Below are 20,537 nucleotides of genomic sequence, written 5' to 3' on the forward strand. Positions count from 1 at the left end.
GAGCACGATCACACCGCCCGCGACATCCACGCGGCGCACAACCTCCTCGATCATCGGATAGAGCACCGTGCGCTTGTCGCTGCCGGGGCGCACCTCGAGAAGGTCCCCGGCACCATAGTTCGGCACCGCCACTACGGTCCCGAGCGGCGCGCCGGTCTCGGTCACCGCCGCGAGCCCGACGAGATCCACATGATAGAACTCGCCGTCGTCGGCCGGCGGCAGCCGGTCACGTTCGACGTAGAGCGCGGCACCTTTGAGCTTTTCGGCACGCGTGCGATCGCTTACGCCCTCGACCTGGCAGATGAGACCCTTCGCGGTCGCCCCTTGCACCTTGAGCACGAAGCGTGCATCGCCGCCTTCCGTCTCCAACGGTCCATAGCCCGCAATCGCTTCCGGATCGCCCGTATAAGAGCGCACGAGCACGGCGCCGCAAATGCCGTGCGCACCAACGATATGACCGAGCAGCACACGCTGCTTGCTGGATCCGTCCTGCATCATCCGAAGACCGCCGGGTTCAAGAGCGTTTTAAAGGTCCGACGTACCGTAGCTCGACTGCCACCGGCGCGCCGCCGATATCGATCGACATCGACGAGACAGGCCGCGGCGGCGGGAAGCGCCCCGCGATCTCGAGCAATGCACCCTCCGGACCCGCTTCGAGCCCGGTGAGAAGCACACCGTTCGGGGGAACCGCAAGCCTGACTTCGACGATCGCCTCGTCGCATGAGGCATCATAGCTGCACCGGCCCCTGAACACACTGCCGTGCCGGTCCGAGCCGAGGAGCAATCCCTGGCGCAGCACCGCCAGACCTTCGCCGCGAAAAAAGGCTCCATCGCCCGTATCGCAGCTTTCGAAGCTCAGTCCGTAGACACCATCGTCGAGCATCGCCGATCAGACGAGTTCCGCGCATGTGGCCATTAGCCGACGCACGCCGGGCGTTCTGCCGCCGGCGCGGCCGCCCGATTGCATCAGGGCCACCACACTACCATTGATTGAATTCCCGCAACGGCCCTTCGCTTCGCATCCTTAAAGATAAGGACGAAGAGCGCGGGCTCCTTGAACGCGGCCGGCTTCAGGTTATTGCAGGCGCTCGATGCGATTTCCGATGGCGACGGCATAAAGCCATAGCCGCCGCTCGCGCTCGGTCCAGGTTTCGGCGTCCGGCTTGTCGTTCATGAGTGCGGTCCCTTGGACCAGCACCTCACCCCGCCGATCCCACCAGGCCGCCTCGGCCTCACTGAGATTGGTCCTCAATGGCATGGAAGAAGTCCCCGATGTCTTGCAGAGACTTTCGGTATCCGGACTGCCGCCGGACAACCGACCGCTCTGCCCCCAAAAAGTGCAACGCCCCGCCACAAACAGCCGCCACCCCCTGATCTGAAGCGGCCACCCACGACGCTATGACAATTCGCAGACGCATTCGACGGCCACGGAGCCGGCCCACCACAAGTTTCACGGACTGATGCAGATTTGCAGCAAATTGAGCACTTCGCCCACGCGAGCGGCGGCGCCGCGAACAAAAACAGGCACCGGACTGGAGTCCGGTGCCCGCCTGGATCTCGACAACGTCGACGAGCTTACGACGCGTCGCCACCGGCTGCGGCCGCGGCAGCATCCTCGGCGGCCTTTGCCTTGGCTGCGGCGCGCTCTTGCGCCTTCTTCTTCGGCTTCGCCTTCTCGGGGTTGTTGCGGGCGTCACGCTTCAAAAGCCCCGCGCCGTCAAACAGGCGCTGCACGCGATCCGTCGGCTGCGCACCAACCGAGAGCCAATGCTTGCAGCGATCCTCGATGAGCTTCACGCGATCGGGGCTGTCCTTCGGCAGCATCGGATTGAAGGTGCCGATCTGCTCGATGTAGCGGCCGTCGCGGGGCGAAGCGCCGTGCGCGACGACGACGTAATAGTAGGGACGCTTCTTCGCACCACCGCGCGAAAGACGAATCCTGGCTGCCATGACTTCAGTTCCTTTCTCTATTCAGATGATCTGGTTTGAGTGATGCGGCGGTTCCCCGCCAATTTCGTCAAAGTCTCGGTGCCGCCGAAACGGTCTCACTTCTTCTTCCCCGGACCTCCGGGGAATTTTGGAAACTGCCCGCCCAGTCCCGGAAGACCGCCCGGCAAGCCGCCGCCGAGCCCGGGAAGCCCGCGCGGGAGTCCGCCGCCGCCTCCAAGGCCCGGTAATCCTTTCGCGCCCAATCCCTTGGGCAACGCATCCTTGAGATCGCTCGGCAGTTGCTCGAGCGCCTTCGGGTCGAGCCTTCCGAGCTCGTCCTGCATCTGCGCCAGCTCCGCCTCCGACGGTCCGCCGCCGCCGCCCATGCCGAACATGCGTGCAAACGCACCGCGGTTCTTGCCCATCGCCTTCATCGCGTCCGCCATCTGGCGGTGCATCTTGATGAGCTTGTTGATGTCCTCGACCCTCGTACCGGAGCCCGCCGCGATGCGGCGCTTGCGCTTCGCGTCGAGGATTTTCGGCGAGCGGCGCTCCTTGGGCGTCATCGACGAGATGATCGCGCGCTGCCGCCTGAGATCCTTGGTGAGACCGGCTTCGTTGATCTGCGACTTGATCTTGCCGACGCCGGGCAGCATGCCGAGCACGCCGCTCATGCCGCCGATCTTTTCCATCTGCGCGAGCTGCTCGCCGAGATCCTCGAGATCGAACGCGCCCTTCTTCATCTTCTCGGCGATCGAGCGCGCCTTCTCGACGTCGAGCGTCTGCGCCGCCTTCTCGACCAGGCCGACGATATCGCCCATGCCGAGAATGCGGCCGGCGACGCGCGCGGGATCGAAATCCTCGAGCGCATCCCACTTCTCGCCCGTGCCGAGAAGCTTGATCGGCTTGCCAGTCACCGCCCGCATCGAGAGCGCCGCGCCGCCACGCCCGTCGCCGTCAGCGCGCGTCAGCACCGTGCCGGTGATCGCAAGACGGCTGTCGAACGCCTTCGCCGTGTTGACGGCGTCCTGACCGGTGAGGCTGTCGAGCACCAGCAGGATCTCGTGCGGATTTGTCGCCGCTTTGACGTCGGCAACCTCAGCCATCAGCTCTTCATCGAGCGTGGTGCGGCCGGCAGTGTCGAGCATCACCACGTCGTAGCCGCCGAGGCGCGCGGCTTCCATCGCACGCTTGGCGATCTCGATCGGCGTCTGCCCGGCGACGATCGGCAGCGTCGCCACCTCGGTCTGCTCGCCGAGCACGCGCAGCTGCTCCTGCGCAGCAGGGCGCCGCGTATCGAGCGACGCCATCATCACTTTCTTTTTGTCGCGCGTCTTGAGGCGCCAGGCGATCTTGGCCGTCGTCGTCGTCTTGCCGGAGCCCTGCAGGCCCGCCATCAGGATCGCAACCGGAGGCGCGGCGTGGAGATTGATCGGTTCGGCCTCGGAGCCCAGCGTGCGCACGAGCTCGTCGTTGACGATCTTGACCACCATCTGCCCCGGCGTCACCGAGCGCAGCACCTCCTGGCCGACCGCCTTCGTCTTCACGCGCTCGATGAAGTCGCGCACCACGTCGAGCGCCACGTCGGCCTCGATGAGCGACCGGCGCACCTCCCGCATCGCTTCGTTGACATCGTTTTCCGACAGCGCACCGCGCTTGGTGAGCTTGTCGAATACCTGCCCCAGCCGATCTGAGAGCGATTGAAACATTTAAGCCTTTCTGCAAAAGCTAACGGCACCCGAGGGCGCAACGCGCTGTCGGATGTTGACCCCCCTGCTTCCCGGCCCATCGAGAAAGGCCATGTGCAGGGCGGCGGCTCTGAGGTCAGGGCCGTCGGATTTGGGCCGCACCATCTCCGATCGGCCAAGCCCTGTCAACGCCCATGCGCCGCGGCCAAAAAAACAGCCTGAATCCGAGACTTCGCCAAAAATGTGGGCACAAGACATGCCAACATTGCCCATGCCGCGGGCGGGCACCATAATTCCGCCGCGCCAATCTGTGCCAGGGGTGGAAGGCCCGGGGGGCGCCAGGGGAGAGGAATTCATGATCGCGCGACGTAGGCTACGCACGTTGGCGTGCCTGGCTCTTTTGCCGGGCGCCGTGTCGGGCTGCTCCTCAGGCGCAAGCAATCCCTTCGCCAAAACGTCGGACTTCGACCGCACGTTCATCGGTGCGGCCCAGACCTGGGATCTCGACAAGAACGGCTCCGTGAGCTGCGACGAGTGGGCTCAATACGCGAGGGAGTCGGTCCGCGAGGCCGACACCAACGGCGACGGCGCGCTCGACGCCGAGGAATGGAAGAAGCTCGTCTCCAACGACCGCCTGTTCGAGGTCGCCAACCTCTCCTACTACGACGCCAACGGCGACGGTCGCGTGACCGCCGACGAGATGATCGGCAAGCAGAATCTCGCCTTCAAGCTGCTCGACCGTAATGGCGACTGCCAGATCGACCGCACCGAGTCCGTTCAGGTCCACGGGATCGATAAGGCGAAGCCGACCGCCGCGCCGGACTCGACCGGCGGCCGCGGCCCGGCCGGAGGCGGCTACTGATCCCTCGCTGCAGCGCCCATTTACTGCGGCGCCATGCGCACGATGCGCCCATCGGCGTCGTCCGTGACGAGGTAGACGGCCCCATCCGGTCCCTGCTTCACGTCGCGCACGCGCTCGCCGATATCGTCCGCACCCAGCACTTCGTGCGCAACCACCGTGCCGTCTTTCATGACGAGCCTCTGCACCTGCATGTATTTGAGCGCACCGACCAGGAAATTGCCCTTCCATTCCGGAAAGAGATCGCCGGTATAAAGGAGAAGCGACGAGGTCGCGATCGAAGGATTCCAATAGTAGACCGGCTGCTCGAGGCCGTCCTTTGCGGTAATGCCAGCCCCGACCGGGCCGCCTGAATACTCTTTTCCGTAGATGATGACCGGCCATCCGTAATTCTTGCCGGACTCCGGATGATTGAGCTCGTCTCCGCCCTGCGGACCGTGCTCGAGGGTCCACAATTGGCCTGTCGCCGGATCCAGCACCGCGCCCTGCACATTGCGGTGCCCGATCGACCACACGAGCGGATCCCATCCGTCGTGAGCCGGACTGGAAGCCGCCGGCGCGCCCTCCGGGGTGATGTAGACCACCTTGCCGATCTGGTTCGTGGGGTTCTGGGCCTCGCCTCTGATGGTGGGGAGACTCCGCTCCCCCAGCGTCACGAAAAGATTGCCGTCGGGCTTCACGACGATGCGCGAGCCGAAATGCAGTGTGCTGTCATAGGACGGCTGTTGACGGAAGATGACCTTGAGATCCTCCAGCGCACCGCCGTCCTCTGCGAGCACCAGCCTGGCGCTGGCAACGCTCGTCCCGTTCTTGCCCGCTTCACGCGGTTCGGAGAAGGAGAGGAAGATCCTCCCGCTCTCGGCAAAGTCGTTGGCAAGGGCGACATCGAGCAGCCCGCCTTGCCCCCGTGCCATCACCTCCGGCACGCCCGTGATGGCCGCGCCGATTTTGCCGTCCTTCTCGACCACGCGCAGCCGGCCCGGCTTCTCGGTCACGAGCATGCGCCCATCCGGCAGGAATTCCAAAGCCCAGGGATTTTCCAGACCCTTCGCCACGGTCGTAAGCGCGATGGCTGTCTTGGAAGCCGCCGGCGCGTTGGTCTGGGCAGCGGGGGCCACTTCGCCCATCAGGAACAAAAGGGGGGCCGCCACGGCAATACCCGGTCGTAAGCTCATCGCATCCTCATGGTCTACTGGGCGCTGTACGGACCTTATGTAGGGCGCCACCGCCGCTTGCCGAGGGGTTCCGCGTCCTTAGGGGTGGCGGACAGAGGGTCGCGCAGCGCGCCCCCAAGCGCCTCAATTGTGTTTTACCGCCGCTTCGCCCATATAGTCCGCCCATGAACGCCCCCTCTGCCCTCCGCTACGTCAAGATGAACGGCCTCGGCAACGAGATCGTCGTCGTCGATTTGCGCAACGGCGGTCGGCCTTTGAATGCCAGCGAGGTGAGGGCTATCGCCGCGGCACCGGCAACCGCCTTCGACCAGATGATGGTGCTCGAGCCCCCGCGCACGGCCGGAACCGAGGCCTTCGTCACCATCTTCAACACCGATGGATCGGAATCCGCCGCCTGCGGCAACGGCACACGCTGCATCGGCTGGCTGGAGAAGGAGCGCACGGGCCGGAGCGATCTCCGCTTCGAGACCCGCGCCGGCATTCTGCCCGTCCGCGTCAAGGATCTCTCGGCCATCACCGTCGACATGGGCGAGCCGCGCTTCGGCTGGGCGGACATTCCGCTGAGCGAGCAATTTCACGACACGCGCGCCATCGAGCTTCAGATCGGCCCCATCGACAATCCCGTTCTGCATTCGCCATCGGTGGTGAACGTGGGCAATCCGCATGTCGTTTTCTGGGTCGACAAGCCTGTTTCCGGCTACGACCTCGGCCGCTTCGGCCCCATGATCGAGAACCACCCTCTTTTCCCGGAGCGGGTCAACGTCACCATCGCCGAGGTCACGTCTCGCACCTCCATCGATATCCGCACCTGGGAGCGTGGCGCCGGCCTCACCCGCGCTTGTGGCACGGCCGCCTGCGCCACGGCCGTCTCCGCCATGCGCAAGAAGCTCGTTGATCGCCAGGTCACCGTAAATCTCCCCGGCGGCCCGCTCGTCATAGAATGGGCGTCCGACAACCATATCCTGATGACTGGCCCCGCCGAGATCGAGCACGAAGGCATCCTCGGCGAGGATCGGCCGCAAGCCGCCGCTACGGATCAGCCCCGCCTTGTCCCCCACGGGCGATTGTCTTAAGCACCCCCGATGAACACCCAGCTCAACACCTGACCCGCGCCATGTCCGAACCGCTGATTGTCACGCTTGGCTGCCGGCTCAACGCCTACGAATCCGAGGTCATGCGCCGCCATGCTTCGGACGCGGGCCTGTCCGACTGCGTGATCGTCAACACCTGCGCCGTCACCGGAGAAGCGGTTCGCCAGGCCGAGCAGACGATCCGCAAGCTGCGCCGCGAGCGCCCAACGGCACGTCTCATCGTGACGGGCTGTGCCGCACAGATCGAGCCCGAGCGCTTCGCCGAGATAGACGGAGTGGACCACGTCATCGGCAATGCGGAGAAGCTCGAGCCCAAGACTTTCCTCGCGCTCTCGACCGAAACCCTGGAGCGTGTTGCCGTCAACGACATCATGAGCGTCAAGGAAACAGCGCTCCATATGATCGACGGCTTCGGCTCGCGGGCGCGCGCCTACGTGCAGATCCAGAACGGCTGCGACCATCGCTGCACGTTCTGCATCATCCCGATGGGCCGCGGCCCGTCGCGTTCGGTCGCGGCCGGCGAGGTCGTCTCCCAGGTCGCCAGGCTCGTCGAGGCAGGCTATCCCGAGATCGTTCTGACCGGCGTCGACATCACCTCCTATGGCTCCGACCTTCCCGGCACCGCGTCGCTCGGCCGTCTCGTGAAGCAGATCCTGGCAGGTGTACCGGAGCTGCACCGCCTGCGCCTCTCGTCGATCGATCAGGTCGAGGCCGACGAGCACCTGCTCGACGCCATCGCCACCGAAGCGCGTCTGATGCCGCACCTGCATCTCTCCATGCAGGCGGGCGACGACATGATCCTGAAGCGTATGAAGCGCCGCCATCAGCGCGACGACGCCATTCGTTTCTGCGAGACCGTGCGCAACCTGCGTCCCGACGTGGTCTTCGGTGCCGACCTTATCGCCGGCTTCCCGACCGAGACCGACGCCATGTTCGAGAGCACGTTGGACCTCGTGGACCAATGCGGCCTCACCTACCTGCACGTCTTTCCCTTCTCGCCCCGCAAAGGCACGCCCGCCGCGCGCATGCCGCAAGTGGACCGCCAGATCGTCAAGGAGCGCGCCGCCCGCTTGCGCGCGAAGGGTGAGGCGATGCATGCGCACTACCTTGATCGCCTGGAAGGCAGCCGCATCGAGATCCTGATGGAGCGCGAGGACACGGGACGCACGCCGCAGTACGCGGAAGTGCGCGTCGACCGCGCTTCCCCCATCGGCACGATTCACTGGGCGACGCTCGGCCGCCATGACGGCCGCCGCTTGAACGGAATGGTCGACGCGTGAGCACCCCCGAGCCAAAACGCAAAGGCTTCTTCGGCCGCATGTTCGGCTCGGGCGACACCCCGGCAGAAGAGCACGCCGCCACCCCCGCGAACGAAACTGCGGCAGAGCAGCCTCGCAAGAGCTGGCTCGAGCGTCTGAAGTCGGGGCTCTCTAAAACCTCTTCTCGCCTCACCGAGGGCATCACCGGGCTCGTCACCAAGAAAAAGCTCGACCAGGCGACGCTCGACGAGCTGGAAGAGCTGCTGCTCGCCGCGGATCTCGGCATCGAAACCTCGGAGCGCATCACCAAAGCGCTCGCCAAAGGACGCTTCGAGAAGACCATCTCGGAAGAGGAGATCCGCGAGACGCTGGCCGACGAGGTGGCGAAGGTCCTGGAGCCCGTGGCCCGCCCCCTCACCATCGACGAAACGAGAAAACCGCACGTCGTGCTCGTGCTCGGCGTCAATGGGTCCGGCAAAACCACGACCATCGGCAAGCTCGCTGCCAAGCTCGCGCGCGAGGGCCGTCGCGTCATGCTCGCCGCCGGCGACACCTTCCGTGCCGCCGCCATCGATCAGCTCAAGGTCTGGGGCGAGCGCGCGGGCGCACCCGTCATCGCGCGCGACGTCGGCGCCGACGCCTCCGGCCTCGCCTTCGATGCCATGAAAGCCGCCCAGGACAGCGCCTGCGACGTTCTTTTGATCGACACTGCCGGACGACTGCAGAACAAGGAAGGTCTGATGGCCGAGCTGGAGAAGGTCGTGCGTGTCATCCGCAAGGTGGACGCCACCGCCCCCCACGATGTGCTGCTCGTGCTTGACGCCACCACCGGTCAGAACGCCATGCAGCAGGTCGAGGTCTTCCGCGAGCGCGCGGGCGTCACCGGCCTCGTCATGACCAAGCTCGACGGCACGGCCCGCGGCGGCATCCTGGTCGCCATTGCCGCCAGGCACGGCCTTCCCGTGCACGCCATCGGGGTCGGCGAGGGTGTCGACGACCTGCAATCATTCTCTGCCAAGGATTACGCACGCGCCATTGCCGACCACTGAGCGGTGAGGCAGTCACGAACAACGCGCGCCAACGAACATTGAAGATCCAAGGGTTATCGAGCCAACATGAGCCCCCGCAAACGCCTCTTTCCGTTCAACGCCGAACAGACCATCAACATCCTGAGCGAGTTCGGCCCGCTGGTGACGATGTTCGTCGTCAACGCGGCCTACGGCATCAACGCGGGCACCTGGGCGCTGATCATCACCACGGTCCTGGCCATCATCGCCATGATCTACATGTTCCATCGCCCGCCGGTCTTCCCGCTGATCGCCTCGACGGTCACCATCGCCTTCGGCGCGCTGACTCTGATCACCCACGATCCCATGTGGGTTCAGATCAAGGTCACGATCTTCAACGCGCTGTTCGCCGGATTCCTGTTCTCGAGTTTCTGGCACTACAAGGGCCCGCGGCAGCTCCTGAATGAGCTCGGTCCGATTGCTGCGATGCTGCTTGTGAGCTGGGCCGTCGGCTTGCAGGCCGGCATTCTGACGCTGTTCGGCCTCATGGGCATTGCGCTCGTTGCTTCGCGCGGCAAGCTCTCCGATCTCGATTGGGTCACCATCGGCATCGCCACCGTCTTCTTCGCCCTGGACATCTTCGCCCACGACGCCATCTGGCTGAAGACCAATCTGATCGTATGCAGCGCCCTCGCCATCGGCTTCGCCCTGGGCGCCATGATTATGCGCGAGAACTTCTTCCAGTACGTGTTCGAGAAGACCTTCCACTACAGCCAGGAGGGCTGGGACCTTTTCACCCGAAGCTTCGCCTGGTTCTTCGTCTTCACGGCCGTCGCCAACGAGATCGTGCGCATCTCCTTCCGGGACGACCAGACCTACATGTTGCTCGGCCACGCCATGACCGGCGTCGACATCTGGATCGCCTTCAAGCTCTTCATCATTTTGCCGCTGAGCGGAATCTACGCCTGGCTGCTCACGAAATGGATGAGCAAGTACCATCTCTAGCGGCACGCGGGCTCGCCATAGACATTACAATTCCGCAACGTCGTTCCCTTCGCCACCCTCGGCGTCTATGGTCTCACGCATCCGATCCCGGCAATCCACGCGAAGTGCCGGCAGCCACCCACGAACGGACAGCAGGATCATGAGTCAAAGCGAAACGACCAACACCGGCACGCAGGAGAGCGGCTCCCAGCAGCTCCTGAAGTTCCTTGTCGAGCTCGGCCCGCTGCTCGTGTTCTTCATCACCAACTGGCAAGCGGGCAAATATCTGGCCGACCCGAAGCAAGCCATCTTCTGGGGCACCGGCTTCTTCATCGTCGCGACGATGATATCGCTGCTCGCGTCCCGTATTCTCTTCGGACGCGTGCCCGTCATGCCGCTAGTATCGGGAGTCGTGGTCCTGATCTTTGGTGGCCTGACGCTGTGGCTGCAGGACGAGCTCTTCATCAAGCTGAAGCCCACCATCGTCAACGGCATCTTCGCTACCGTCCTGTTCGGCGGCCTCATGTTCGGGCACTCGCTGCTGCGCTACCTGTTTGGCGACGTCTTCGCCCTCACCGATGAAGGCTGGAAGAAACTGACCTTCCGCTGGGCATGCTTCTTCGTGTTCCTCGCTATCCTGAACGAGGTCGCTTGGCGCATGCTGACGACCGACCAGTGGGTGACGTTCAAGGTCTTTGGCATCATGCCGATCACCATGGCTTTCGCCATCTCGCAGGTAGGCCTCCTGCAGCGCCACGCGTTGAACCCGCCGGCGGACGAATAGCCCCGGATCAACGGCAAACAAAAAAGGCGCGCGGATCTCTCCACGCGCCCTTTTGAGTCTTGGCAGGCGGACCGCTTATGCCGCCGCTTTGGCCTTGAGCAGGTTGCGCTCGATCAGCGTCTCGGCGATCTGCACCGCATTGAGCGCCGCGCCCTTCAAAAGGTTGTCGGCCACGATCCACAACACCAGCCCGTTCTCGACCGTCGAGTCCTCGCGGATACGCGACACGTAGGTCGCATACTCGCCGGCAGCCTCGACCGGCGTCACGTAGCCGCCCGGCTCCCGCTTGTCGACGACCAGCACGCCCGGCGCGCCGCGCAGGATTTCGCGCGCCTCATCCGCCGTGATCGGGCGCTCGAACTCGAGGTTCACCGACTCCGAGTGACCGACGAACACCGGCACGCGCACGCACGTTGCCGTAACCTTGATCTTGGGATCGAGGATCTTCTTCGTCTCGGCGAGCATCTTCCATTCCTCTTTCGTGAAGCCGTCTTCCATGAAGACGTCGATATGAGGAATGCAGTTGAAGGCGATCTGCTTCGGAAACTTGGTCGGCTCGACCTCCTGCCCCGGCACGTACTTGGCCTTCGTCTGCGCCCAGAGCTCGTCCATCGCATCCTTGCCGGCGCCCGACACCGACTGATACGTCGAGACGACGACCCGCTTGATGCCGGCAGCGTCGTGCAGCGGCTTCAAGGCGACGACCATCTGCGCCGTCGAGCAGTTCGGATTGGCGATGATGTTCTTCTTCGTGAACCCGGCAACCGCATCGGCATTCACCTCCGGCACGACGAGCGGCACGTCCTGGTCGTAGCGCCAGCAGGACGAGTTATCGATCACCACGCAGCCGGTGGCGCCGATCTTCGGGCTCCACGCCTTCGACACGGACGAGCCGGCCGACATCAGGCAGATGTCCGCCTTCGAGAAATCGAACTGCTCGAGGTCCTGGCATTTGAGCGTCTGGTCGCCACACGAGACTTCGGTTCCGAGCGAGCGGCGCGAAGCGATCGCAAAGATCTCATCGGCCGGAAAACGGCGCTCGGTGAGCACGTTCATCATCTCGCGCCCGACGTTTCCGGTCGCGCCGACGACAGCGACTTTGTAGCCCATGGCTCAGGGTCCTTTTTGAGCGCGTCGGATGTTTCCGATCACAGCTTCCGACGCTAGCTATTGTGGCGTCGGAAAACATCCGACGGCGCGGTTCACTTACGCGCGGAAGCCCCACCTTTCAAGGACCAATTCGTCCAAGGACGGCTTCAAAGGCCCCGGAGCCGGGCTTTGACAGGGCGGCCCGCATCGCCTTAGCTCCAGGACCCGATTCCCGAACCCAAGGTCGCTCGTGCGCACACCCCCCTCGACAGCACTCGCGCCCGCTCCCAACAGCGGCTCCCATTGGCCGGACGGCGTCACTCCGACCGCGGAGTTCGAAACGGCCCTCGCCTTCCTCCGCGAAGGCGAGGGACACCTGTTCGTCACCGGCCGTGCCGGCACCGGCAAGTCGACACTTCTGCGCGCGCTGCGCAACGCCATCGATCAGGAGCTGGTCATTGTCGCGCCGACTGGGCTGGCCGCCGTCAACGTCGGCGGCCAGACGATCCATTCGTTCTTCGGTCTCCCTCCGCGCCTCATCCGCTCCGACGATATCCGCCGCGGCCGCAACGGCACCGTCATGCGCAAACTCGCATTCCTCGTCATCGACGAGGTCTCGATGGTGCGCTCGGACCTGATGTGGGCCATCGATCAGTCCTTGCGCGTGAACCGCGGCCGCCCGCGCGAGCCGTTTGGAGGCGTCCGCCTGGTGCTCTTCGGCGACCTCCACCAGCTTCCCCCCGTCGTGCAGGAAGCCGAGGTAGCCGGGCACCTGCATGAGGAGTTCGGCGGTCCGTTCTTTTTCTCCGTGCCCGCACTCCGCGAAGGGGCCGGCACCACGCGCCTCGAGCTGACGCACGTTTTCCGTCAGAGTGACGAGACCCTGATCTCCGTCCTCAACCGCATCCGCGACGGCGACGCAGACCAGGATGATCTGGCCGAGCTCAACCGCCGCGTGGCGCCGATCCGCACTCTCGGCGAAGGAGAAAAATTCGTCATCCTGACGCCCACCAACGCCGCAGCCCAGCGCATCAACACCGCCTATCTCGATGCGCTCCCTGGACGCGCCCATACCTATGAAGCGGGCATCACCGGCGATTTCACCCAGGCTTCGCACCCGACCGACAGCGCGCTCGTCCTGAAGCCCGGCGCCAAGATCATTCTATTGCGCAACGACCCGGACCGCCGATGGGTCAACGGCACCATCGCCCGCATCTCCCGGCTCGAGGAGAAAAAGGTTTTCGTCGAGGTGGCAGGCCGCGAGCACGAGCTGGAGCCCGCGAGCTGGGAACAACGCCGCTACGCCTACGACAAAGAGCAGGAGAAGGTTGTCGGTACCGTTGCCGGTACCTTCAAGCAGTACCCCGTTCGCCTCGCCTGGGCGCTGACCATTCACAAGGCCCAGGGGCTGACGCTCGACAACGTCTACATCGATCTGGGCAGGGGAACGTTCGCCCACGGACAGGCCTATGTCGCTTTGTCGCGGTGCCGGTCACTGGAAGGCCTGGCGCTCGCTCGAAGGCTCGAGCCGCGCGATATCCTCTTCGATCGCACCGCCATGGGCTATCGCGAGTTGTTTCCGCCTCTTCAGCCGTAAGACGATGATCGGGCTCGCGGATTTCGCAGATGCGAGATGGTCGCTGCCGGGACCGTCTCGATCCGATCCGTTGGTCGACGAAAACAAAACACGAATTCTTCATTGATTCGGATCAAACGACCGCTATTGCGAAGCAACAAATTTTTATGTTGCGCTGCAAAAAGACCCTGCTATGGTGCGTTTCGAAAGCTTGGTCCGCCCGGTGCAACAAGAGCCTTTGGCCCATAGGCATCGGAAACCCCTTTCCTGAAGCTGTGTCCAAAGAACCGCCGATTGCAACAAGGAGCCACGACCGTGAACGACTTCGCCCGCCAGACCCAAGAATTCTTCTCTGCCGCTAAGGACGCCCGCATTCCCGAGCAGGTCCAGGCCATCGCTGAGGACAGCGTGACCAAGGCGCGCGAGACCTACGACAAGTTCTCGACCGTCGCCAAGGACAACGCCAAGACCTTCGAGGAAGTGGCCGTTGCCGCCTTCGCCGGCGCCAAGTCGATCGGCGACAAGGTGCTGAAGAACACCGAATCGAACACCGAGGCTGTCTTCGAGGCCGCTCAGGCGCTGGCCCGCGCCAAGACGCTTCCCGAGCTGGTTCGCCTCCAGTCGAGCTTTGTGCAGCAGCAGTTCGCCACCGCTGGCGCACAGTCGAAAGAGCTCTTCGAGCTGTCGACGAAAGTTGCGCAGCAAACGTTCGAGAGCCTGAACTCTGCCGCGAGCAAGAGCTTCGAGAAGATCAAGAAGGCGGGCTGATCGGCACGTCCTTCATAGGACGTGCTTCTGCTTTGCGAACAACGACACGCGACGCGCCCGGTGCCAAAAAACTCCGGGCGCTCTTTTTTTGAATTCAACGTGCAGATTGCCTTCCGCGAACCAAAATTCCCGCTATAGTGAAATAATGTTAGGGTCGCGTTCCGATATCAAGATCCGCAAAGGTAAACTCGCCGACGCCGCGTCCGTCGCCGAGACTTTTCGCCAGTCTTGGGTGCAGGCCTATCGCGGCATCCTTCCTCACCATCACCTCGAGAACATGATCCGCCGCCGCGGGCCCGACTGGTGGGCCAGCGTCATTCGCAGCGGCGACAGTCTGATCGTGCTTGAAAAGGGTGGCACCGTCATCGGCTATGCCACGCTGGGTTTCTCGCGCACGCGCGGCCCCTATCAGGGTGAAATCTACGAGCTCTACGTCACGCCGGTGTATCAGGGGCTCGGCTTCGGCGAGCACCTGTTCGAAGCCTGCCGCTACGGCCTCGACCAGCGCCGCCTCAAAGGCCTGATCGTTTGGGCCTTGGCCGAGAACTCCTCGGCGACCGACTTCTATTGGCGCCGCGGCGGACGGCCCGTGAAGCAGGGCTTCGAGACCATTGGGGGTCAGAAGCTCGAGAAGATCGCCTTCGGCTGGTCGTCCTGATTCCTCTACATCGGGCTGCGTCCACGCGCTCCCTCCACGGACGGCTCCTCGGGACACGCTTTCGATCGCGCTGCCGTATCCGCAATTTTGCGCGCCAGCACGATCGCATCGAGATTGGCGAGCGCGTCCACGTAGGCAACGTGGCACACTTCATCCTCGCTCACCCGCATGACGACCAGCACCTCCCCCGCAGCCGTGGCGCTGTGCGTGAAATAGCGCACGATGGTGGCATAGGGCACCGTACGGTCGTCCCGCACCACAAAGCGCCACTCGATCGTTGTCCGTCGCCCGCTCGCGTCAAACAAACTATTGAATGACTTGAGGGTTTGATGTGCGGCCTGCATCGCACCCGCATCAGGCCCAACGCTGAGGTAAACGCCCTGCTTCCCTTCGGCGACGTAGATGGGATAGCCGGGCAGCCCCTCGCAAATCCGGGCCGCACCGTCCCCGTCCCGTTCCACGCTTTTGCACGCGCCGAGATCGACGGCCGTATAAAGGCTTCTGACCTGCTGGATCGCCTCGGCCGTACCGCACCACAGCACGACGATGATCGCGATCAGCCGGACAAGTTGCACGGCCATGAGTTCCCCTAGGACGGGCCAACGAAAGCCCCTTTCTACACCCGTTCATGGCCAAAAGGAGGGATCGCCCCACGGCTTGGGAAAAGCCGCCAGACCATCGTCTTGCGGCGTGAACCATAGAATCCGTTAGAGCGTGCGAAACCTTACCGCAGTTGAGAAACTCCCTTCGTCCGAAAGCCGCACTTCCTCTGTGCCCCGGCCGTGCTATATCGGCGCCCATTGAACCCCCTGAGGACGCGATGAGCGAGATCCGGATCGCCGTGACGGGAGCCGCTGGCCGCATGGGCCGCGAGCTCATCCGCGTGATCTCGACCACCTCCGGATGTGTGCTGAGCGGTGGCACCGAAGCCCCCGGCTCGCCTCATGTCGGCGCTGACCTCGGCACCCTGGCCGGACTCCCGCCGCTCGGCTTGGCCGTGACCACCGATCCCCTCGAGCTCGTGGTCGGAAGCGACGCCGTCATCGACTTCACGGCACCGGCTCCGACCGTCGAGATGGCCGGCCTCGCTGCCAATGCGCGCATCGTCCATGTCATCGGCACCACGGGCCTCGGCGAAAGCGATGACGCCGCAATAAAAGCTGCAGCCCGCCACGCTACCGTCATCAAGGCGGGCAACATGAGCCTCGGCGTCAACCTGCTGACCGCCGTCACGCGGCGCATCGCCGAAGCGCTCGATGCGGACTTCGACATCGAGATCATCGAGATGCATCATCGTCAGAAGGTCGACGCACCGTCAGGCACGGCGCTGATGCTCGGTGCCGCGGCAGCCGAAGGGCGGGGGATCGATCTCAAAACCAACAGCGTGAAAGCAAGAGACGGGCACACCGGCGCGCGCCGGCGGGGCGATATCGGCTTCGCAACGCTGCGCGGCGGCACCGTGGTCGGCGATCACACCGTGGTCTTCGCAGGCGAAGGCGAGCGCATCGAGATTACCCACCGCGCCGCCGACCGAAGCATTTTCGCACGCGGCGCCGTCAAGGCCGCGCTCTGGGGCCAGGGCAAGGGTCCGGGCCTTTTCAACATGATCGATGTACTAGGGCTGTAGATGTCGACATTGCAAAGAACGAAACGGATTGAAGCCATGACGAACCGCTTAGTGCTCGTGCGCCATGGCGAAAGCGAATGGAACAAGAAGAATATCTTCACCGGCATTCGCAATCCGGATCTGACTGACAAGGGCCTGATCGAAGCTGTTTGGGCGGGCCGTGTGCTGAAGGGTGAAGGACTGCATTTCGACGTCGCCTTCACGAGCAAGCTGAAGCGCGCCCAGCACACGCTCGACATCATCCTCGGCGAGATCGGCGGCGACATCCCCGAGGTGATCGAGGATCCCGCCCTGAATGAGCGCGACTATGGTGAGCTCTCCGGCCTCAACAAGGATCAGGCCCGCGAGCGTTGGGGCGAGGAGCAGGTCCTGTCCTGGCGCCGCAGCTACGATGAACCGCCGCCGGGCGGCGAAAGCCTGAAGGACACCGCCGCGCGCGTTCAGCCCTACTACCTTGAACACATCTGGCCCCACGTCGCAGCCGGCAAGAACGTCATCGTTTCCGCGCACGGCAATTCGCTCCGCGCCCTCATCATGTTTCTCGAAAAGCTCTCGCCGCAGGAGATCCTCGATCGCGAGCTAGCGACGGCCGCACCCCAGGTCTACCGCCTGTCCCATACGGGCGACGTGGCCGAGCATCGGGAGCTTGTCCGCTCGGAGGGTCGCGACAGTGGTCTGGGATGAGCTCGCGCGCGAGGCCGACGACGAGAACCAGCGCGACCGCGACCGCTGGATCGGCGTCTACATCGGCGTTCTGGCGGTGATCCTCGCCATCTGCTCGATGGGCGGCGGCAATGCCTCCAAGGAGGCCACTCTCAAGAACATAGAAGCCGCCAACATCTGGAGCTTTTTCCAGGCCAAGAACATGCGCCGCCACGTGTTGCGGCTCCAGGTCGATCAGCTCGAGATCGCCAAAACCGCCAATCCGGCTCTATCGCCCGAAGCGCGGGGCCTTATCGATGCGAAGATCGCCGACTACAAGAAGCTGGACGCAGAGTTCACCTCGAATCCCAAATCGAACGAGGGTCTCGACGAATTGTTCGTCCGCGGCAAGGCGCTTGAGGCCGAGCGCGACACCGCCATGCGCCAGGATCCATACTTCGACTACGGCGAGGCACTCTTGCAGATCGCCATCGTGCTGGGCGGCGTTGCCATCATCTCCGGCGGCTCGACGCTCATCACGGCAAGCGCGGTGATGGGCGTGCTCGGCACCCTGTTCACCCTCAACGGATTCTCCCTGCTCCTCGACATCCCCTTCATCGGTTAACGGCCTTGCGCCTTGTCGCTGGACCGTGGACGCGCTAGGACCGCGCCACAAAAGCTTTTTGACGGAACCCCTTCATCATGACGACCCACAAGCTGCTCCTTCTCCCCGGCGACGGCATCGGCATCGAAACCATGGCCGAGGTCGAGCGCCTAATCGCCTTCTTCAACAAGAAGAGCAGCAAGAACAAATTCGAGACCGAAAGCGACCTCGTCGGCGGATCGGCTTACGACAAGCATGGCGTCGCCGTCACCGACACGTGCGTCGCCAAGGCCAAGGCCTCCGACGCGGTGATCTTCGGTGCCGTCGGCGGCCCCCAGTGGGACAAGGTCCCCTATGCCGTGCGCCCTGAAGCGGGCTTGCTGCGCCTGCGCAAGGATCTCGATCTCTTCGCCAACCTGCGCCCGGCCATCTGCTATCCCGCACTCGCCGATGCATCCTCCCTCAAGCGCGAGCTGGTCGAGGGCCTCGACATCATGATCGTGCGCGAGCTCACCGGCGGCGTCTACTTCGGCGAGCCCAAGGAGATCGTCACCCTCGAGGACGGACAGAAGCGCGCCGTCGATACCCAGCTCTACACCACGCGCGAAATCGAGCGCATCGCCAAGGTGGCATTCGACCTCGCACGCAAGCGCAGCAACAAGGTCCACTCCGCCGAGAAGCGCAACGTCATGAAAACCGGCGTGTTGTGGAACGAGGTCGTCACCGCGACACATAAATCCTACGCGCCGGACGTCGAGCTGCAGCATATCCTGGCCGACAACTGCGCCATGCAGCTCGTGCGCAACCCGAAGCAGTTCGACGTCATCGTCACCGACAATCTCTTCGGCGACGTGCTCTCCGATGAAGCCGCAATGGCCACCGGCTCGCTCGGCATGCTGCCCTCGGCTTCCCTCGGCGCCGCCGACGAAAAGACGGGCAAGCGCATGGCCCTCTATGAACCCGTGCATGGATCCGCGCCCGACATCGCCGGCAAGGGGCTCGCCAACCCGATTGCCACTATTGCCAGCTTCGGCATGGCATTGCGCTATTCCTGCGCCATGACCGCGGAAGCGGACCTCATCGACAAGGCCATCGCCGGCGTGCTGGCCGACGGGCTTCGCACCGGTGACATCATGCAGCCCGGAATGCAGAAGGTCGGCACCAGCGAGATGGGCAGCGCCATCCTCGCCAAGCTCGAAAACCTTGCGGCATAGCCACGAAAAAGGCGGCCCTCGAACGAGAGCCGCCTGAACGCGCGCGAAATGGAATAAGCGACCGGCTTAGTCCTTCGTGATGCTGAACACCTTGAAGTCCTTCTCGAGGCGGAAGTCGTACTGGCCCTGCTTGCACTTCACGTCCTCGGCCTCGTACACGCCCGTGCCCTCGCTCTCCTTCTCGTAGCTGCCGCCCTCGCAGCCCCAGGCCGCAACGGCCTCCTTGATCTTCGCTGCCTCGTCATCGGTCGGCTTGTCGTCCGCGAGGGCCGCGCTCGAACAGAAAGCAAGAGCGGCAGCGACAGCGAGCATGCGCTTCATCGGTCAATCTCCTTTGGAATGGTAAAATCGGGAACCATTCCCTATTTCATTGCTGCATCGCACCACGTCTACGGGACTTTTTCCCGATTTGGACCGGGAGCGCGCAAGTCTCTCCGATTGCAGGGATTTTTCTTGCTCTTTCCCGACTCTAAGGAGTGGATATAACCTCACAGCGAGGGGAAAACGGGAAAACATTTCCCGACCGGCACGGGCTCTGCCTAAAAATTAGAGTTTCCGCAGTGCAACCGTGCTGACGCTGTGATCCTTCTCCTTGCGCAGGATGAGTCGTGCCCGCGGCCGCGTCGGCAGGATGTTGTCCGTGAGGTTCTTGAGGTTGATCGTGCGCCAGATTTCGAGCGCGCGCGCCACCGCATTACCGTGCGTGAGCGTGATGTAGCGGTGGAAGAACGACGCTGGATCGCGGAACGCGGTGCTTCTGAGACGCATGAAGCGTTCCACGTACCAAGCTTCGATCACCGCCGGATCCGCGTCGATGAAGATCGAGAAGTCGATGAAGTCGGAAACGAACGGCCCCGCATCGCCGCCCTTGTGCGCGGCGGCCGGCTGCAGCACGTTGAGGCCTTCAACGATCAGAATATCCGGATGCGCGATCGCGGTCTTCTGACCCGACAGGATGTCGTAGTGGAAGTGCGAATAGATCGGCGCCTCCACGTTTCCTTTTCCGCTTTTCACGTCGGCGAGAAAGTTCAGGAGCCGCGCCGTATCGAAGCTTTCGGGGAAGCCCTTGCGCTCCATCAAGCCCCGCGCTTCGAGTTCGCGGTTGGGATAGAGAAAACCGTCGGTCGTGATGAGATCGACGCGCGGATGGTCCGGCCACCGCGCGAGCAGCGCCTTGAGCACGCGCGCCGTGGTACTCTTTCCGACCGCCACCGAGCCTGCCACGCCGATGATAAAGGGCACTTTGCAATCGGTGCGTCCAAGAAACGTCGAGCTGACGGCATGCAGCTTCTGCGCGGCGGCAACGTAGAGATTGAGCAAGCGCGACAGCGGCAGGTAGATCGTCTCGACCTCTTCCATCGACAGCTCGTCGATGATGCCCGACAGCACTTCGAGCTCTTGCGGCTCGAGCGTCATGGGCGTATCGGCGCGCAGCTTGGCCCACTGCTCGCGGCTGAAAGTACGGTAGAGCGAGAACTGAATCTCCGGCGATTGCTCGCCGACCAGCTCGAGATGCGGAGCCTCCCGCGTCGTCGCAGCCTTGTCCCGTAATCTCATGGGCGGTTCACCTGGAAGCCTTGGCG

General features: G+C 63.7%; 23 protein-coding genes. 13 read left to right on the plus strand and 10 right to left on the minus strand.

Features of this window, described 5'->3' with window-relative positions; all coding sequences use genetic code 11:
- The 5 genes from rimM to ffh all read right to left on the minus strand — a co-directional run.
- A partial coding sequence (rimM, locus tag QZV93_RS07925; RefSeq protein WP_295557402.1) for a ribosome maturation factor RimM occupies nucleotides 1-498 on the minus strand: 498 nt, incomplete at its 3' end.
- A gap of 16 nt (nucleotides 499-514) precedes the next feature.
- Complete coding sequence (locus QZV93_RS07930) at nucleotides 515-883, minus strand: hypothetical protein (protein WP_295557404.1); 369 nt, start codon at nucleotides 881-883, stop codon at nucleotides 515-517.
- A 192-nt stretch (nucleotides 884-1,075) separates the two neighbouring features.
- Nucleotides 1,076-1,258 carry a hypothetical protein gene (locus tag QZV93_RS07935; RefSeq protein WP_295557406.1) on the minus strand — a complete coding sequence of 61 codons (183 nt, stop codon included), beginning with the start codon at nucleotides 1,256-1,258 and terminating at the stop codon, nucleotides 1,076-1,078.
- A gap of 317 nt (nucleotides 1,259-1,575) precedes the next feature.
- Nucleotides 1,576-1,950, minus strand: a complete 375-nt coding sequence (gene rpsP / locus QZV93_RS07940) for a 30S ribosomal protein S16 (protein ID WP_295557408.1) — start codon at nucleotides 1,948-1,950, stop codon at nucleotides 1,576-1,578.
- A 95-nt stretch (nucleotides 1,951-2,045) separates the two neighbouring features.
- Nucleotides 2,046-3,638, minus strand: a complete 1,593-nt coding sequence (gene ffh / locus QZV93_RS07945; RefSeq protein ID WP_295557410.1) for a signal recognition particle protein — start codon at nucleotides 3,636-3,638, stop codon at nucleotides 2,046-2,048.
- 334 nt (nucleotides 3,639-3,972) lie between these two features.
- On the opposite strand from ffh, the gene QZV93_RS07950 reads away from it, so the two are divergent.
- On the plus strand, nucleotides 3,973-4,479 hold the full coding sequence (locus QZV93_RS07950) for a histidine kinase (protein WP_295557412.1): 507 nt from the start codon (nucleotides 3,973-3,975) through the stop codon (nucleotides 4,477-4,479).
- A gap of 20 nt (nucleotides 4,480-4,499) precedes the next feature.
- On the opposite strand, the gene QZV93_RS07955 is transcribed toward QZV93_RS07950, so the two are convergent.
- The gene (locus QZV93_RS07955) at nucleotides 4,500-5,651 is read right to left on the minus strand and encodes a PQQ-dependent sugar dehydrogenase (RefSeq protein WP_295557414.1); all 1,152 of its coding nucleotides are present in this window, start codon (nucleotides 5,649-5,651) and stop codon (nucleotides 4,500-4,502) included.
- A gap of 164 nt (nucleotides 5,652-5,815) precedes the next feature.
- Between QZV93_RS07955 and dapF the strand changes: the two genes are divergently transcribed.
- From dapF to QZV93_RS07980, 5 genes are all read left to right on the plus strand, one after another.
- Nucleotides 5,816-6,724, plus strand: a complete 909-nt coding sequence (dapF, locus tag QZV93_RS07960) for a diaminopimelate epimerase (RefSeq protein WP_295557415.1) — start codon at nucleotides 5,816-5,818, stop codon at nucleotides 6,722-6,724.
- A gap of 41 nt (nucleotides 6,725-6,765) precedes the next feature.
- Nucleotides 6,766-8,022 (plus strand): tRNA (N(6)-L-threonylcarbamoyladenosine(37)-C(2))-methylthiotransferase MtaB, encoded by a 1,257-nt coding sequence (gene mtaB / locus QZV93_RS07965; RefSeq protein WP_295557416.1) that lies wholly within the window; start codon nucleotides 6,766-6,768, stop codon nucleotides 8,020-8,022.
- A complete protein-coding gene (gene ftsY / locus QZV93_RS07970) occupies nucleotides 8,019-9,050 on the plus strand; it encodes a signal recognition particle-docking protein FtsY (protein WP_295557417.1) in 1,032 nt (343 codons plus the stop codon). The genes mtaB and ftsY overlap by 4 nt, the downstream gene beginning before the upstream one ends.
- A gap of 66 nt (nucleotides 9,051-9,116) precedes the next feature.
- Nucleotides 9,117-10,013, plus strand: coding sequence for a septation protein IspZ (locus tag QZV93_RS07975; protein ID WP_295557418.1), 897 nt, complete (start codon nucleotides 9,117-9,119; stop codon nucleotides 10,011-10,013).
- Nucleotides 10,014-10,152: 139 nt separating this feature from the next.
- Entirely contained in the window at nucleotides 10,153-10,776 is a 624-nt protein-coding gene (locus QZV93_RS07980; protein WP_295557419.1) for a septation protein A, read from the plus strand.
- A 75-nt stretch (nucleotides 10,777-10,851) separates the two neighbouring features.
- Here QZV93_RS07980 and QZV93_RS07985 read toward each other — a convergent pair whose 3' ends face one another.
- On the minus strand, nucleotides 10,852-11,886 hold the full coding sequence (locus QZV93_RS07985; RefSeq protein WP_295557420.1) for an aspartate-semialdehyde dehydrogenase: 1,035 nt from the start codon (nucleotides 11,884-11,886) through the stop codon (nucleotides 10,852-10,854).
- Nucleotides 11,887-12,115: 229 nt separating this feature from the next.
- Between QZV93_RS07985 and QZV93_RS07990 the strand changes: the two genes are divergently transcribed.
- The 3 genes from QZV93_RS07990 (at nucleotide 12,116) to QZV93_RS08000 (ending at nucleotide 14,867) form a co-directional block, all read left to right on the plus strand.
- A complete protein-coding gene (locus tag QZV93_RS07990) occupies nucleotides 12,116-13,462 on the plus strand; it encodes an AAA family ATPase (RefSeq protein ID WP_295557422.1) in 1,347 nt (448 codons plus the stop codon).
- Between the two features lie 294 nt (nucleotides 13,463-13,756).
- Complete coding sequence (phaP, locus tag QZV93_RS07995; protein ID WP_295557423.1) at nucleotides 13,757-14,209, plus strand: TIGR01841 family phasin; 453 nt, start codon at nucleotides 13,757-13,759, stop codon at nucleotides 14,207-14,209.
- 145 nt (nucleotides 14,210-14,354) lie between these two features.
- Nucleotides 14,355-14,867, plus strand: a complete 513-nt coding sequence (locus tag QZV93_RS08000) for a GNAT family N-acetyltransferase (RefSeq protein ID WP_295557425.1) — start codon at nucleotides 14,355-14,357, stop codon at nucleotides 14,865-14,867.
- 5 nt (nucleotides 14,868-14,872) lie between these two features.
- On the opposite strand, the gene QZV93_RS08005 is transcribed toward QZV93_RS08000, so the two are convergent.
- The gene (locus QZV93_RS08005; protein WP_295557426.1) at nucleotides 14,873-15,448 is read right to left on the minus strand and encodes a hypothetical protein; all 576 of its coding nucleotides are present in this window, start codon (nucleotides 15,446-15,448) and stop codon (nucleotides 14,873-14,875) included.
- Between the two features lie 239 nt (nucleotides 15,449-15,687).
- Between QZV93_RS08005 and dapB the strand changes: the two genes are divergently transcribed.
- The 4 genes from dapB to leuB all read left to right on the plus strand — a co-directional run bounded on the left by dapB (nucleotide 15,688) and on the right by leuB (nucleotide 18,954).
- The gene (gene dapB / locus QZV93_RS08010) at nucleotides 15,688-16,494 is read left to right on the plus strand and encodes a 4-hydroxy-tetrahydrodipicolinate reductase (RefSeq protein ID WP_295557427.1); all 807 of its coding nucleotides are present in this window, start codon (nucleotides 15,688-15,690) and stop codon (nucleotides 16,492-16,494) included.
- Between the two features lie 36 nt (nucleotides 16,495-16,530).
- Nucleotides 16,531-17,178, plus strand: coding sequence for a 2,3-bisphosphoglycerate-dependent phosphoglycerate mutase (locus tag QZV93_RS08015; protein WP_295557428.1), 648 nt, complete (start codon nucleotides 16,531-16,533; stop codon nucleotides 17,176-17,178).
- Nucleotides 17,165-17,761: a DUF4337 domain-containing protein gene (locus QZV93_RS08020; protein ID WP_295557430.1), complete on the plus strand. Its 597-nt coding sequence runs from the start codon at nucleotides 17,165-17,167 to the stop codon at nucleotides 17,759-17,761. The genes QZV93_RS08015 and QZV93_RS08020 overlap by 14 nt, the downstream gene beginning before the upstream one ends.
- Before the next feature lie 77 nt (nucleotides 17,762-17,838).
- Nucleotides 17,839-18,954 (plus strand): 3-isopropylmalate dehydrogenase, encoded by a 1,116-nt coding sequence (gene leuB, locus QZV93_RS08025; RefSeq protein WP_295557432.1) that lies wholly within the window; start codon nucleotides 17,839-17,841, stop codon nucleotides 18,952-18,954.
- A gap of 66 nt (nucleotides 18,955-19,020) precedes the next feature.
- Here the strand turns inward: leuB and QZV93_RS08030 are convergent, their stop codons facing one another.
- A complete protein-coding gene (locus tag QZV93_RS08030) occupies nucleotides 19,021-19,275 on the minus strand; it encodes a hypothetical protein (RefSeq protein WP_295557434.1) in 255 nt (84 codons plus the stop codon).
- Between the two features lie 225 nt (nucleotides 19,276-19,500).
- Complete coding sequence (gene coaA, locus QZV93_RS08035; RefSeq protein ID WP_295557436.1) at nucleotides 19,501-20,511, minus strand: type I pantothenate kinase; 1,011 nt, start codon at nucleotides 20,509-20,511, stop codon at nucleotides 19,501-19,503.
- Nucleotides 20,512-20,537: the final 26 nt, after the last annotated feature.

The organism is uncultured Hyphomicrobium sp. (assembly GCF_902826555.1).
In the GTDB taxonomy this organism is placed as follows: domain Bacteria; phylum Pseudomonadota; class Alphaproteobacteria; order Rhizobiales; family Hyphomicrobiaceae; genus Hyphomicrobium_C.